The following is a 14808-nucleotide window of genomic DNA, read 5'->3' on the forward strand; positions in this document are numbered from 1 at the left end:
TTGTAGACGTCGTTGGCCGGGGTGTCGACCACCACGGAACCGCTGGTTTTGCCGGCCTCGATGTTGATCACCGCGCCGTTCGACAAGGTCACACTCATCGCGGTGCCAGCCGGATTGCTCAGGGTCGCGGTGTAGGTGATCTGACCGCCTTCAGTAACCGAACCGGTCGCCGCCAGGGACAGGCCGGTATTGTCGATCGAATCGGTGATGGTGGTAACGGCCGGCGTCGTGCTCGGGGTCAACTGCTCGAAATTGCCGCCAGTGGTGCTTTCGATGGTGGTGCTGACGGTGCTGCCGTTCTTGTAAACGTCGTTGGCCGGGGTGTCGACTACTACGGAGCCGGAAGTCTTGCCGGCCTCGATATTGATCACGGCGCCATTCGACAGCGTGACAGTCATCGGTGTGCCAGCGGGATTGCTCAGGGTGGCGGTGTAGGTGATCTGACCGCCTTCGGTAATCGTGTTGTTGGCAGTGAGCGTCAGGCCGGTGTTATCGATCGAGTCGGTAATCGTCGTAACGGCCGGAGTCGTGCTCGGGGTCAGTTGCTCGAAGTTGCCGCCAGTGGTGCTTTCAATGGTGGTGCTGACCGTGCTGCCATTTTTGTAAACGTCATTCGCCGGGGTGTCGACCACGACGGAACCGCTGGTCTTGCCGGCCTCGATGTTGATCACTGCACCATTCGACAAGGTCACGCTCATCGCGGTGCCAGCCGGGTTGGTCAGCGTCGCGGTGTAGGTAATCTGCCCGCCTTCGGTGACCGAACCGGTTGCCGCCAGGGACAGGCCGGTGTTGTCGATCGAGTCGGTGATCGTGGTGACCGCCGGCGTCGTGCTCGGGGTCAGCTGCTCGAAGTTGCCGCCAGTGGTGCTTTCGATGGTGGTGCTGACGGTGCTGCCGTTTTTGTAGACGTCGTTGGCCGGGGTGTCGACCACGACGGAACCGCTGGTTTTACCGGCCTCGATGTTGATGACTGCGCCATTGCTGAGCGTGACGGTCATCGGCGTGCCGGCCGGGTTGGTCAGCGTCGCGGTGTAAGTGATCTGGCCGCCTTCGGTGACATTGCCAGTGGCAGTCAGGCTCAGGCCGGTGTTATCGATCGAATCGGTGATCGTCGTAACGACCGGAGTCGTGCTCGGGGTCAGCTGCTCGAAGTTGCCGCCGGTGGTGCTTTCGATGGTGGTGCTGACGGTGCTGCCGTTTTTATAAACGTCATTGGCCGGGGTATCGACGACCACGCTGCCGGTGGTTTTACCGGCTTCGATGTTGATCACGGCACCGTTCGACAGGGTCACGCTCATCGGTGTGCCAGCCGGATTGCTCAGCGTCGCGGTGTAGGTGATCTGACCGCCTTCAGTAACCGAACCGGTCGCCGTCAGGCTCAACCCGGTATTGTCGATCGAATCGGTAATCGTGGTAACGGCTGGCGTGGTGCTTGGCACCAGGTTTTCGAAGTTGCCACCGGTAGCCCCGGTGATGGTGGTGCTGACCGTGCTGCCGTTTTTGTAAACATCGTTCGCCGGGGTGTCGACGTTCACCGTACCGGTGGTTTTGCCGGCTTCGATGGTGATGGTCGAGCCGTTGGACAGGGTCACGGTGACCGGCGTTTGCGCCGGGTTGGTCAAGGTTGCGGTGTAGGTGATCTGACCGCCTTCGGTGATGGTCGAGCCTGCCGTCAGGGTGACGGTGGTGGTATCAATCGTGTCAGTGACCTGTGTGACGGCGGGCGTCGGATCGACGGTCAGCACCAGGCCGCCACCACCGGTGGTGCCGGTGACATTGACGGTGATCTGGTGCGGGTCGTTGTAGACACTGTCATTCGGTGCCAGCGGAACATTGACGCTACCACTGACCTGGCCGGCCGGGATGACGATGACCGAGCCATTGGACAGGGTGATGCTCAGGTCAGTCAACGGCGCCCGCGTGACGTTCGCGGTGTAAACCAGCACGCCGCCGGCTTCGGTGATGGTCGATGTAGCACTGAGGCTCAGGGTCGAGCCAACCAGCACGTTGGTGCCGTTATTGGTGTTCTGGCCACCCGTAGTGACGTCGGCGGCGGAAGTACTCGCGCCAATGCCTGCGGTCGGGAAACCAATGGTCGGGGCTACGCGGGCCGCTGTTTCGTCCAGTGCCACGAAGCTGTGGCCTCCGCCGGCAGCACCACCCGTGCCTGTTGCAGTCGGGCCTGCGGCGGCGGCTTCGATATCAGTGGTCGGGTCGGCGCCCGCGAGGATGGCTTGTTGCAGTTCTGCTACCGAGGGCGCGGCTTGCGCGGTGGCTTGTGCCAGGTCAGTGCTGGAGTCCGGAGCGCTGCCGCTCCACTGGGTATCGCGACCCAGGTCCAACGTGCGGCCGTCGGCCAGTTCAAGCGTCACCGCGCCCGTCGGACCGGTATCGAGCTGGTCGCCCGTGAACAATCGGTCACCCTCAATCAGCACACGTCTGATGCCCTCCGGGGACACCGCGAAAACTTGACCAACAATGCTTTTGACGATGGCAACAACACTGCTCATTGAGGACTCTCCAGGTGTTCCGTTCAGTAGGCTTCCATAGACCTGAAGAGGCTGTCTGCCAATTCAGTCTGGACGTACTTTCAAAGTGGGGCGCATTAACTTGACGCTAACTCGTCAATAATTTGGCTGATTTTTTTTGCTATTAACTTTATGCCAAACTATTGACCTTCTGGGTGCCATCCTAAACAATCGTCCCAGTAATGTCACATTGATATTTATGTGGCGACCTGCCGGCAGTGTGTGACCCAGTTCTGATTTTTAACTTTCCGACATACGGTCATTCCGGTTGCCATTTTTCCGTCGCAGCACTGCGATCTGCTGTGATTTGAGACAAGAAGTCCTGGGAAATTCTTATATGCGCTCACACCTGTTCAAGGCTCTACCCTTTGTCCTTGCCGCCAGTTTTGTACAAGCCCAAACCCTGCCCCAAGCCATGCAACAAGCACTGGATGTCCACCCGGAAATTCAGGCTGGCGTGAACAGTCGCCTTTCCGCGGACTATCAGCTCAGAGCTGCTCAGGGCGGCTACCTGCCAAAGGTCGATCTGCTTGGAGGGTATGGTCGTGAAGGCACTGACAACCCGACTACGCGTGCTGGCACCGGCAACAATCATTGGGAAACCTTGAACCGCGGCGAGTCGAGCGTGCGCTTGCAGCAAATGGTGTTTGACGGCTTTGCGACATCCAGCGAAGTGGGGCGTCAACAAGCCACCGTCAACTCCCGTGCCTACTCGTTGCTGGGGACGTCCGAGCGTACTGCGCTGACCGTGGCCCAAGTTTACCTCGACGTACTGACCCGTCGCGAGTTCGTGCGCTTGGCCGAAGAGAACCTGAAGAGCCACGAACGGATTTTTGACCAGATCAAACTGCGCACCTCGCGTGGCGTGGGCAGCGGTGCTGACCTCGATCAGGCCGAAGCGCGTATGGCCCAGGCCCGCAACAACCTGATCACCGAGCAGACCAATCTTGCGGACGCCGAGACGAACTTCCTCAGCGCAGTGGGTCAGATGCCCGATCAGCTGGAGCGTCCGGCCCCTTTCCTTGCGCTGCTGCCGGCGAATCTGAATGAAGCCCGCCAGCAAATGCTCGAAAACAGCCCGGTACTGCGTTCCGCCGAGTCCGATATTGCCGCGGCCGAGAAGCAGTACGATGCCGCCAAGTCGACGTTCTACCCACGTTTCGATGCCGAACTGGGCCGCACCGCCGACAATAATCTGGATGGTATGGCCGGTCATAACAATGAATGGCAGGCCATGCTGCGCATGCGCTTCAACCTGTATTCCGGCGGCAGCAACAAAGCTGATCTGGAATCGAAGTCTTATCTGTCGAACCAGGCGCTGGATATCCGCAACAACGCCTTGCGCGTGTTGAACGAAGAGTTGGGCCTGGCCTGGAATGCCCTGAACAACGCCAACGCCCAAGTGCCGATCGCTCAGCAATATGTCGATCGCAGCAGTGCCGTACGCACCGCGTATCAGCAGCAATTCAGCTTGGGTCAACGTACTTTGCTCGACTTGCTCGACAGCGAGAACGAACTGTTTACCGCTTCCCGTCGTCTGGCGGAAATCAAAAACATTCAGTTATTTACTCAATATCGAATCAAGGCGACCATGGGCGAATTGCTCAAAAGTCAGGGAGTGGTTGCACCGATGGCCTCCGTCGTGTCGAGCGATGTGAAGCCCAAGGTCCAACTCCCCGGCATGAATTGAGCAGATCCTTTTTAGTCGTTAGCCAAGAGTGCCAAGCGTGGAATCAGAAGCCAGTCGAGTTCATCTCCGTCATGATCCACGCGCGTTGCACGACGATCCGTTACTGGATGGCCTGCTAGCCCTCTGTACGCTGCACCAGAAACCTGCGAGCGCGGCAATGCTGACCACCGGTCTGCCATTGCCCAAACAGCGCCTGAGCGTCGAGTTGCTCCCGCGTGCGGCGGCCCGCGCCGGCCTGCAAGGGCGGGTGCTGCAACGCAAGCTGGCGCAAATTCCGGCGATTGCCATGCCGGCGCTGTTGCTGCTCAAGGACGGTCGCAGTGCCGTGCTGCTGGGCTGGCTCGGCGATGACCAGGCGCGTCTGCTGCTCAGTGAAAGTGATGGCGGTGAAGTTCACGTCAGCCGCGAACTGCTGGCTGACGATTACACCGGGCAAGCCTTTTTCGCCCAGCCTCAACATAAATTCGATGTGAACCACGGCACGCTGATCCCGCGTGCGCGCTCCTGGTTCCGCGACACCCTCAAGCGTTCGCGCTGGTTGTACGCCGACGCCATCGCTGCCAGTTTCCTGATCAACATCATCGCCATGGCCGCGCCGCTGTTCGTGATGAACGTCTACGACCGCGTGGTACCGAACCAGGCCGAAGCGACCCTTTGGGTGCTGGCTCTCGGCATCACCGGGGCTTACCTGTTCGACCTGGTCCTTAAAAGCCTGCGCAGTCTGTGCCTGGACCTGGCCGGCAAAAAAACCGACCTGATCATCTCCGCGACGCTGTTCGAGCGGATCGTCGGCATGGCCATGAAGTACCGCCCGGCGCGGGTCGGCAGCTTTGCCCAGAACATCCACGAGTTTCAGAGCCTGCGCGACTTCCTCGCTTCGCTGACCCTGACCAGCCTGATCGACCTGCCGTTCACCTTGCTGATTTTCCTGGTGATCGCCCTGCTGGGCGGGCACCTGGTGTGGATTCCGGTGTTGGCGTTCCCGATTGCCCTGCTGATCGGCTACGCGTTGCAGAAGCCGCTAGTGGCGACCATGGAGCGAACCATGGCGCTGGGGGCCGAGCGCCAGTCGAGCCTGATCGAAACCCTCGCCGGGCTGGATGCGGTGAAGGTCAACAACGCTGAAAGCGAGCGCCAGTACCAGTGGGAGCAGACTATCGGCACCCTCAGCCGCCTCGAGCTGCGGGTGAAAATGCTCTCCGGCCTGGCGATGAACATCACCTTGCTGATCCAGCAACTGGCCGGGGTGATCATGATCGTCTTCGGGGTTTACCAGATCATTGCCGGCAACCTCAGCATGGGCGGCCTGATCGCCTGCTACATGCTCAGCGGTCGGGCCCTCAGCCCGCTGGCGTCGTTGTCCGGTCTGCTGACCCGTTATCAGCAGGCGCGGGTCACCATGACCTCGGTCGACCAGATGATGGAGTTGCCGCAAGAGCGCAACTTCGAAGAGCGCCCGCTGAGCCGCAAAGTCCTGCAGGGTGGCATCGAGTGCCGTCAGTTGAGTTTCACCTACCCGGGTCAGCAGAATCCGGCGCTGAAGAACATCAACCTGATCATCAAACCGGGTGAAAAGATCGGCATCATCGGCCGCAGCGGCTCGGGCAAGAGCTCGCTGGCCAAACTGCTGGTCGGCCTGTATCAGCCGGACGATGGTGCGTTGCTGGTGGATGGCGTGGATATTCGGCAGATCGACGTCAGCGAACTGCGCCATAACATCGGCTATGTACCGCAGGACATCCAGTTACTCTCCGGTACGTTGCGCGACAACCTGGTGTCCGGCGCCCGCTATATGGAAGACGAACTTGTTCTGCAGGCTGCTGAACTGGCCGGCGTGCATGAATTCGCCCGTTTGCACCCGCAAGGTTACGAGTTGCAAGTCGGTGAACGCGGGCAAAACCTCTCCGGCGGTCAGCGTCAGAACGTGGCCCTGGCCCGTGCCCTGCTGCTCAATCCGCCGATCCTGCTGCTCGACGAACCGACCAGCGCTATGGATAACACCGGTGAAGAACGCTTGAAACAACGCCTGCAAGCCGTCGTAGAGAACAAGACCGTGGTGCTGGTGACGCACCGGGCTTCATTGCTGTCGCTGGTCGATCGGTTGCTGGTGATCGATCGCGGGCAAATACTGGCCGACGGTCCAAAAGCCTCGGTGATGGAAGCGTTGAAGAAGGGGCAGATCAGTGTTGCTTAAGTCCGGAATGCGCGACTCGATCCGCCGCTACTTCAAAGGCTCTGAATCGCTGCAAGGCCAACCCTTGCCCGAGGTGAACAAGGCGCTGATCGAAGACGCCCCGCGGGTGGTCCGCTTGACCATCTGGGCCATCATCGGCTTCTTTCTGTTCCTGCTGTTGTGGGCCAACTTTGCGGTGATCGATGAGGTCACCAAAGGCGATGGCAAGGCGATTCCGTCCTCCAAGCTTCAGAAAGTCCAGAACCTGGAGGGCGGTATCGTCGCTGAACTCTTCGTTCGCGAAGGGCAAATCGTCGAAGCCGGTGCGCCGTTGATTCGTCTGGATGACACGCGCTTTCAGTCCAACGTCGGCGAAACCGAAGCCGACCGTTTGTCCATGTTGCTGCGCGTGGAACGCTTGAGCGCGGAAGTCGACGACCGCCCGCTGAGCTTTCCTGAGGATGCGATGAAAGCTGTACCCGGTCAGGCCGCCAGCGAAAAATCACTCTATGAGAGCCGTCGTCAGCAACTGCATGACGAAATCGGCGGATTGCAGGAACAGCTGATCCAGCGCCAGCAAGAGTTGCGCGAATTCACCTCCAAACAGGCGCAGTACCGCAGCGGTCTGGCGTTGCAACGTCAGGAAATCAACATGTCGGAGCCACTGGTGGCTCAGGGCGCGGTGTCACCGGTGGAAGTGCTGCGACTCAAGCGCGCTGAAGTCGAAACCCGTGGTCAACTGGACGCCACCACCCTGGCGATTCCGCGTGCCGAGTCGGCGATCAAGGAAGTGCAGCGCAAGATCGACGAGACCCGTGGCAAGTTCCGCAGTGAGGCGCTGACTCAGCTCAACGAGGCCCGTACCGACCTGAACAAGGCGAAGGCGACCGGTAAGGCTCTGGAAGACCGAGTCAGCCGGACGCTGGTGACCTCGCCGGTGCGCGGTATCGTCAAGCAGCTGTTGGTCAACACCATCGGTGGTGTGATCCAGCCCGGCAGTGACATGGTCGAAATCGTGCCGCTGGACGATACCCTGCTGGTGGAGGCGAAGATCCGTCCGCAAGACATCGCGTTTTTGCACCCGGGCCAGGAAGCCATCGTCAAGTTCACGGCCTATGACTACACCATCTATGGCGGCCTGAAAGCCAAGCTGGAGCAGATCGGCGCCGACACCATTACTGACGAAGACAAGAAAACCACCTACTACATGATCAAGCTGCGCACTGACCGCAGCCACCTGGGCACCGATGAGAAACCCTTGCTGATCATTCCGGGCATGGTCGCCTCGGTGGACATCATCACCGGCAAGAAGACCATCCTCAGCTATCTGCTCAAGCCGATCATCAAGGCACGGGCAGAGGCGTTGCACGAGCGTTAGTCTCTGGCAGGGCTGATGGCCCCATCGCGAGCAGGCTCGCTCCCACACTGGATCGCGCCAGGCACATATTTTGTGCGCGCAGCCGATCCCTTGTGGGAGCGAGCCTGCTCGCGATGACGGCCTCAGTAGAACCGCATCTCAAAAGCCATATCGTTATTCGCTAACGGTATTTAAATTCGTGTTCTTATATCTATAAAGTCAAACCCCTGCGTACCCACCGACCAATCGGCGTGCCGCACGAAATGAACCCACACGGGACCTCCGTGAGTTTCTGATCGACGCGCACGCCATTGGGCGTGCTCTGCGTGGGAGTAATGTATGTCTTTACTGTCCGTTTTGCCCAGCGCCGCGACCCTTGCGCCGCAATCGTTCGAGATCCGCCCGTTCAGCGGCGCCGTCGGTGCCGAAATCATTGGCCTGAACCTCGCCTTGCCGGTCAACGACCAGGACTTCGCACGCATCCACCGCGCGCATCTGGATCATCATGTCGTGGTGTTCCGAAACCAGCGCATCAGCCCCGAACAACAGATCGCCTTCAGCCGCCGTTTCGGCGTGCTGCAGATCCATGTGCTCAAGCAGTTTCTGCTGGCCAATAACCCGGAAATCCTCATCGTTTCCAACATCATCGAAAACGGCCAGGCCATCGGTCTCGGTGACGCCGGCAAATTCTGGCACTCCGACCTGTCCTATAAAGAACTGCCGAGCCTGGGTTCGATGCTCCACGCTCAGGAGCTGCCATCCGAAGGTGGCGACACGCTGTTCGCCGATCAGCACAAAGCCTGGGACACCCTGCCCGAAGCGTTGCGCAAAGCGGTCGAAGGACGCTCAGCCGCGCACTCCTATACCGCGCGTTACAGCGAGAGCAAATTCGAAGGCAACTGGCGCCCGACCTTGACCCCGGAGCAACTCGCTCAGGTCAACGAAGTGGTGCATCCGGTGGTTCGCACTCACCCGGAAAACGGCCGCAAGGCGCTGTTCGTCAGCGAAGGCTTCACCACCCGCATTGTCGGTTTACCGGAAAACGAAAGCTGGCAACTGCTGGCCGAGCTCTACGCCCACAGCGTGTTGCCGGAAAACATCTACCGCCATCAGTGGCAGCCTCACGACCTGGTGTTCTGGGACAACCGCTCGCTGATTCACCTGGCGGCCGGTTGCCCGAGCCATCTGCGCCGCAAGCTTTATCGCACCACCATCCAGGGCGACGCGCCTTTCTGATCGGCCGCATTTCGGAGATACCTGCCATGTCCAAACGTATTCCATTCGCGCCGCTGGCCGCCGCCATCGGTCTGGGTTTCAGCCTGCTCGCCGGCAGTCTGGTCGCACCGACTGTGGCGCACGCCGAAGGCGAAATCCGTATCGCCGAGCAGTTCGGTATCGTTTACCTGCTGCTCAATGTGGTCCGCGACCAGAACCTGATCGAGAAGCACGGCAAGGAAGAGGGCATCGACATCAAGGTCGACTGGACTCAGCTCTCCGGCGGCGCGGCCGTCAACGATGCGTTGCTCTCAGGGTCCATCGACATCGCGGGTGCTGGCGTTGGCCCGTTGCTGACCATCTGGGACCGCACTCACGGAAAGCAGAACGTCAAAGCGGTCGCCTCGCTGGGCAACTTCCCGTACTACCTGGTGAGCAACAATCCGAAGGTCAAAACCATCGCGGACTTCACCGAGAAGGACCGTATCGCGGTGCCGGCGGTCGGGGTTTCCGTGCAGTCGCGATTCCTCCAGTACGCGGCCGCCAAGCAGTGGGGCGACAAGGAATTCCATCGCCTCGACAAATACACCCTCGCCGTCCCGCACCCGGACGCGACGGCTGCGTTGATCGCTGGCGGCACCGAACTGACCGGGCACTTCTCCAATCCGCCGTTCCAGGATCAGGCGCTGGAAAACCCTAACGTCCATGTCGTGCTTAACACCTATGACCTGCTGGGCCCGAACTCGCCGACCGTGCTGTTCGCCACCGAGAAGTTTCGCAACGAGAACCCGAAAACCTACAAGGCCTTCGTCGAAGCCCTGACCGAAGCTGCCGAGTTCGCCCAGAACGACAAGGGCGCAGCGGCGGACACTTACCTGCGGGTGACCAAAGCGAAAATCGACCGCGCCGCGTTGCTGAAAATCATCGACAACCCGCAGTTCGAATTCAGCGTCACACCGAAAAATACTTACCCGCTGGCCGAGTTCCTCTACCGCGTCGGCGCGATCAAGAACAAACCGGACTCGTGGAAGGACTACTTCTTCCAGGACGCCAAACCGCTGCAAGGGAGCTGATTGCCATGAATGCCCCCTTGCAAGGCCACGCGGCCAGCAACCTGATCGCCAGCACACAGGTGTTGCTCGCGGTCGATAACGTCAGCCTCGAATACCGCACGCCGCAACGGGTGGTGCGGGCAACGCATCAGGTCAGCTTCGAGGTCGATCCCGCCGATCGTTTTGTGTTGCTCGGCCCCTCCGGCTGCGGCAAGTCGACCTTGCTCAAGGCCGTTGCAGGGTTCATTGCGCCCAGTGAAGGGCAGATCCGCCTGCAAGGGCAGGCGGTCAGTGCGCCGGGGCCCGACCGGATTGTGGTGTTTCAGGAGTTCGATCAACTGCCGCCGTGGAAAACCGTCAAACAGAATGTGATGTTCCCGCTGCTGGCCTCGAAAACCCTCAAGCGTCGCGAGGCTGAAGAGCGGGCGTTGCACTACCTCGACAAGGTTGGGCTGACGGCGTTTGCCGACGCTTATCCACACACCCTGTCCGGTGGCATGAAGGCGCGGGTGGCGATTGCCCGGGCCTTGGCCATGCAGCCGAAAATCTTGCTGATGGATGAGCCATTCGCCGCGCTCGACGCGTTGACCCGACGCAAGATGCAGGAAGAATTATTGCTGCTGTGGGAGGAGGTGCGTTTCACCCTGTTGTTCGTCACCCACTCCATTGAAGAGGCGCTGGTGGTGGGTAACCGGATCCTGTTGCTGTCGCCTCATCCCGGTCGGGTGCGGGCGGAGATCCACAGCCATCAATACGATTTGCACAGCCTTGGCGGCGTGGCGTTTCAGCAGTCGGCACGACGCATTCATCGGTTGTTGTTCGATGAAGGCCAGTCTGCCGAGAGCGAACTCGAACTGGATTTCAACGATATCCGCATCGCTTATTGAGCGGCTGGAGGAGTGCCCGATGAGCCATTCATCACCTGCGCGACAAGAATATGAAGTTGAGTTGCAACCCCTGCTGAGCGTTGCGCTGGAGCGCGAATTGCCCCTTGGCCAGCGCCTCTGGCAGCAGGGCTGGTTGCGTAAAAGCCTGATCCTGATTCTGCTGGCGGTGCTCTGGGAAGTCGTCGCCCGCTATCAAGACAATGACCTGTTGCTGCCGAGCTTCCTGCAAACCAGCCATGCGCTGTACGACGGGTTGCTCAGCGGAGAGTTGTTGGGCAAGGTCGGGATTTCGCTGGTGGTGCTGCTCAAGGGGTATCTGATCGGTATCGTCCTGGCGTTTGCCTTGACCACGCTGGCCGTGTCGACCCAGTTCGGCCGCGATCTGCTGAGCACCCTGACCTCGATGTTCAACCCATTGCCGGCGATTGCCTTGTTGCCGTTGGCACTGCTGTGGTTCGGGTTGGGACAGAACAGCCTGATTTTCGTGCTGGTGCATTCGGTGCTCTGGGCACTGGCCCTGAATACTTATGCAGGATTTCTCGGGGTCTCGGAAACCTTGCGCATGGCCGGTCGCAACTACGGCCTGAAGGGCATCCGGTTTGTGCTGTTCATCCTGATTCCCGCCGCGCTGCCGTCGATCCTTGCCGGGCTGAAAATCGGCTGGGCCTTCGCCTGGCGCACGCTGATCGCCGCCGAGCTGGTGTTCGGCGCCACCAGCGGCAAGGGTGGCCTGGGCTGGTACATCTTCCAGAACCGCAACGAGTTGTACACCGACAAGGTTTTCGCCGGGTTGGCGGTGGTGATCCTCATCGGTTTGCTGGTGGAGAACCTGGTGTTCGACACCCTGGAGCGAATCACGGTGAAGCGCTGGGGGATGCAGCGCTAGGCTTCTGGTTCTGCAAAAACACCACATATCCGCGAAACCACTCGCTGTCCTTCAAATACCCCGGCTCCTCCCATTCGCCGCCCTGAATCAGCCCGACCTTGAACGCCAGGCCGAGCCTGTTCAGCCTTGGCAGGTAGGCGGCGTAGTTGGGGATGCTGTGGCGGCCCTGGTAGGTTTGCACCACCACTTCGTCGACCACGCCTTTGAGTTGGCTGATCACCTGCGGATCGGCGTGGCTGCTCCAGTCCATCAGGCCGGTGATGCTCAGGCGATACTGGGCGGGCAGGCGTTGGCGCAGGTCTTTGAGGAAGCTGACGTATTCGTCGAGGTAGCGGGTGCGGGCGTCGAAGTCGATCTGGATGCCGACCACCGGGTTACCCGCTTGCTGCCAGCGTTGCACCTGCCCCAGCAATTGCTGATAGACCGGCTCTGGCCAGCGCAGGGTGTGGGCGCGGTAGGTGACCCAGACTTCGCCCTGGGTCAGGCGCGGGATGGCGATGCCTTGGGCAATGAAGCGCACGCCGCGCTGTGGTGTGCGACGGGATTCGCTGATCTGCCCTTGCAGGACGTACAGGGTTTTGGCCTGGGCCAGCACCGGTTGCGTGTTGACCCCGCTCCACAGCCAAAAAGCGTCGTACTCGCCGGCGTCGACGACCGCAAGGGCCGGGGCGCTGACCAACAGTGCGAGCAGCGCCAGGCCTTGCAGAAAATCTTTCATGGCTTACCAGTAGTACTGCAGCGACTTGCCCCACTGGGTGTCGGCAAAAGCGCTTTTCAACTGGCGGAACCAGGCCTTGCGTACAGCGGGTTCGACGTCTTTGCCGCCGCAGCTGTTGTTGCCCGAGGGCGCATAGCAGTTGATGGCGCGGAACAATGCGTAAGCGCGATCTTCTTTCGGTGCTTTGGCGTTGTCGATGACCTGGCGATAGCCAGTGTGCCGAGAGTAGATTTCGCCTTTGAACGCCGACCCTGTGGCACCGAGTTCGGACTTGTTGGGTTTGGCTTCCAGCGGTGAACTGTCCAGGTCATTGCGCAGGATGAACTCACCCAGGCAGTTCAGGCCTTTGGGGTTCTTGCCGTCCGCCTGCAGGGTCGCGGCAATCTCGGCGATGCTCGGGCAGTGGTAACCCGATTCAGCCTTGTCGCCCTGCCAGCGGAACATCGTCAGCGGCTGACCGGTGCTGTAGAAATAGCCAATGCTGACGCCAAGTTTGTCCGTTGACGGCTCGGCCGGCAGTTGTTTGAAGTCTTCGGCAAACTCGGCGTACTGACTGCGCAGCAACTCTTTGTAGAGCAGCACGAACAGCGCGCTGTTGCGCTCGGTGGCGTCTGCGCCCTGGCTGATTTGCTGACGCAGCAGCGGCGCGTCGGCCACCAGCCGTTGCAGGCGATAACGCACGGCGGGTGTCTTGATCGGTGAGTCGGCGGCGAATACTTTGCCCAGCCGTTGGCTGAGTTCGTAGTTGAAGGCCAGCGCCAGTTCGACCTGCTCACGCTGCAACGGCTGTTTGATCTTGCCCAGCAACGCCAGCCACAGCGCTTCGGCTTCCGGCCATTTGTGCTGCTCATGCAGGGCAATGCCGCGCAGCATTTGTTGGCTGAAGGCCAGGTAGTCGAGTTTGTCCGGGACGCTGCTCGGGAGGACGTTCAGTGCCTGCTCGGGATTTTTCTCGAGGTACACCAACACCGCGGCTTGCAGGTAGTCGTAGAGCGCCGGTTGCTGGGCGAACGAGGCTTTCTGCGTTTGCAGCGCCTTGAGGTTGAAAGGCGTCTGGTAGGTGCCGATGCTCAGCAAGTCTTTGACCGCCAGCAGCAGCGGCGCCTGAATGCCATTGTCGGGCTGGGTCAGCAGTTTGCTGTCGACCTCTTCCACCAGTTCCGGCAGGGTTTTGTTGCGCTGGGCATCATTGGCCTGGGTGAGTTGCCAGGCGTAGTCATCGGCTAGTTTCTGATCCTCGCCGGCCAGCCAGTGCACGCGGCGGATCAGGCCTTTGGCCGACGCGCTGTACTCGCCCTGTGGATAAGTTTTCAGATAGCTGTCGAAACCGGTTTCGGCCAATTGCAGGTTGACGTTATCCACATGCTCGAGCGTCGGCAGGCCCATCTCGTCGAAAGCGTTTTGCTGGGCCGCATTGAGCGCAATGCGCGGCGCCATGTACAGCGCGGTTTCCTTGAGCCAAGGCTGATCACTGTTGTTCAGGCTGGCGAAGGTTTGCGTGGCCTCGGCGAATTGGCCGCCATAGAACTGGGCTGCGCCACGCAGGTACGTGAGAAAAGCTTTACCCGGTTCCGAGGTAACTGAAGCGGCGGGTAGCAGGCTGTCCAGCTGATCGGCTTCCCAACTGCAAGCGGCGAGCATCTGGAGGCGGCTTTGCGCCAGGCGTTGGCGTTCTTCGGCGGGCAGCTGAGTGGTTTTCAGCAGTTGCGTAAGGAACGCGGAGGCGCTCTCTTCACTGTTGCTGCGGCAGCGGCTGCCTTCGCCTTCGATGAACTGATTGCCGGCAATGGTCGAGGCTTCACGGCTGATACCGAGTTGGCGCAACGGCTCATCGAGTACTGAAACCGGGGCCGTTTCAGGGGCTGGCGTCGGCGCAGGAGCTGACGGTGAGTCGAGACGTGCAAGGTCGAACGGCACCGGGCCGTAGCCGGCCTCACGCTCGAAATCACTCAGCGGTGCCGGGTTCAGCGCCAGTGCGCCCTGATCCGAGAGCAACAAGCGCAAATTGGCGCGACTGTCGTTACCGGGGTTGAGGAGCGGCACGTTATTGCAGTGGCCGTCACCGCTGAGCGACAGTTCAGGCGTACAGGCGTCCTGATCGTAGCTGGCGTGGGCCGGGAGTGCACAGGTTGTGGCAAGTGCCAGAACGAGGGGCGACAGAAGACCGATACGCATGAATTGTCCTTAATCCGCAAACGCTGAAATCGAGGCCGCGATCATACCGCGTGCTGATCTAAATTTAGCAGTGCCAAGCCGCAATTTCGGGCAGTGATGGCTAATTGCTTGACGCTGGTCGAAGCTG

General features: G+C 60.3%; 10 protein-coding genes. 7 read left to right on the plus strand and 3 right to left on the minus strand.

The annotated features are described in order from the left end of the window. Positions 1 to 2510 (minus strand): retention module-containing protein (locus tag BK658_RS30280; protein WP_259740052.1); only part of this gene is annotated, 2510 nt, incomplete at its 3' end. Between the two features lie 355 nt (positions 2511 to 2865). Between BK658_RS30280 and BK658_RS05430 the strand changes: the two genes are divergently transcribed. The 7 genes from BK658_RS05430 to BK658_RS05460 all read left to right on the plus strand — a co-directional run bounded on the left by BK658_RS05430 (position 2866) and on the right by BK658_RS05460 (position 11788). Next, on the plus strand, positions 2866 to 4218 hold the full coding sequence (locus BK658_RS05430; RefSeq protein ID WP_123581401.1) for a TolC family outer membrane protein: 1353 nt from the start codon (positions 2866 to 2868) through the stop codon (positions 4216 to 4218). A gap of 37 nt (positions 4219 to 4255) precedes the next feature. Then, positions 4256 to 6412, plus strand: a complete 2157-nt coding sequence (locus tag BK658_RS05435) for a type I secretion system permease/ATPase (RefSeq protein WP_123581402.1) — start codon at positions 4256 to 4258, stop codon at positions 6410 to 6412. After that, on the plus strand, positions 6402 to 7769 hold the full coding sequence (locus BK658_RS05440) for an HlyD family type I secretion periplasmic adaptor subunit (RefSeq protein ID WP_123581403.1): 1368 nt from the start codon (positions 6402 to 6404) through the stop codon (positions 7767 to 7769). Before BK658_RS05435 ends, BK658_RS05440 begins: the two co-directional genes overlap by 11 nt. A 318-nt stretch (positions 7770 to 8087) precedes the next feature. Further along, positions 8088 to 8984 carry a TauD/TfdA dioxygenase family protein gene (locus BK658_RS05445; protein WP_123581404.1) on the plus strand — a complete coding sequence of 299 codons (897 nt, stop codon included), beginning with the start codon at positions 8088 to 8090 and terminating at the stop codon, positions 8982 to 8984. 26 nt (positions 8985 to 9010) lie between these two features. Further along, positions 9011 to 10036, plus strand: a complete 1026-nt coding sequence (locus BK658_RS05450; RefSeq protein ID WP_123581405.1) for an ABC transporter substrate-binding protein — start codon at positions 9011 to 9013, stop codon at positions 10034 to 10036. Positions 10037 to 10041: 5 nt separating this feature from the next. Then, on the plus strand, positions 10042 to 10902 hold the full coding sequence (locus BK658_RS05455) for an ABC transporter ATP-binding protein (protein WP_123581406.1): 861 nt from the start codon (positions 10042 to 10044) through the stop codon (positions 10900 to 10902). Positions 10903 to 10921: 19 nt separating this feature from the next. Then, positions 10922 to 11788 (plus strand): ABC transporter permease, encoded by an 867-nt coding sequence (locus BK658_RS05460; RefSeq protein WP_123581407.1) that lies wholly within the window; start codon positions 10922 to 10924, stop codon positions 11786 to 11788. Here the strand turns inward: BK658_RS05460 and BK658_RS05465 are convergent. Continuing rightward, entirely contained in the window at positions 11757 to 12506 is a 750-nt protein-coding gene (locus BK658_RS05465; RefSeq protein ID WP_123581408.1) for a DUF3142 domain-containing protein, read from the minus strand. The genes BK658_RS05460 and BK658_RS05465 overlap by 32 nt on opposite strands. Positions 12507 to 12509: 3 nt before the next feature. Continuing rightward, the gene (locus BK658_RS05470) at positions 12510 to 14681 is read right to left on the minus strand and encodes a PA5441 family protein (RefSeq protein ID WP_123581409.1); all 2172 of its coding nucleotides are present in this window, start codon (positions 14679 to 14681) and stop codon (positions 12510 to 12512) included. Between the last annotated feature and the right edge of the window lie 127 nt (positions 14682 to 14808).

It is taken from the genome of Pseudomonas brassicacearum, assembly GCF_003732175.1.
GTDB classification, from domain to species: domain Bacteria; phylum Pseudomonadota; class Gammaproteobacteria; order Pseudomonadales; family Pseudomonadaceae; genus Aquipseudomonas; species Aquipseudomonas brassicacearum_G.

Coding starts and splice junctions, on each gene's coding strand:
- BK658_RS05430 (WP_123581401.1), top strand. CDS start 2,866: ATGCGCTCACACCTGTTCAAGGCTCTACCCTTTGTCCTTGCCGCCAGT.
- BK658_RS05445 (WP_123581404.1), top strand. CDS start 8,088: ATGTCTTTACTGTCCGTTTTGCCCAGCGCCGCGACCCTTGCGCCGCAA.
- BK658_RS05450 (WP_123581405.1), top strand. CDS start 9,011: ATGTCCAAACGTATTCCATTCGCGCCGCTGGCCGCCGCCATCGGTCTG.
- BK658_RS05455 (WP_123581406.1), top strand. CDS start 10,042: ATGAATGCCCCCTTGCAAGGCCACGCGGCCAGCAACCTGATCGCCAGC.
- BK658_RS05460 (WP_123581407.1), top strand. CDS start 10,922: ATGAGCCATTCATCACCTGCGCGACAAGAATATGAAGTTGAGTTGCAA.
- BK658_RS05465 (WP_123581408.1), bottom strand. CDS start 12,506: ATGAAAGATTTTCTGCAAGGCCTGGCGCTGCTCGCACTGTTGGTCAGC.
- BK658_RS05470 (WP_123581409.1), bottom strand. CDS start 14,681: ATGCGTATCGGTCTTCTGTCGCCCCTCGTTCTGGCACTTGCCACAACC.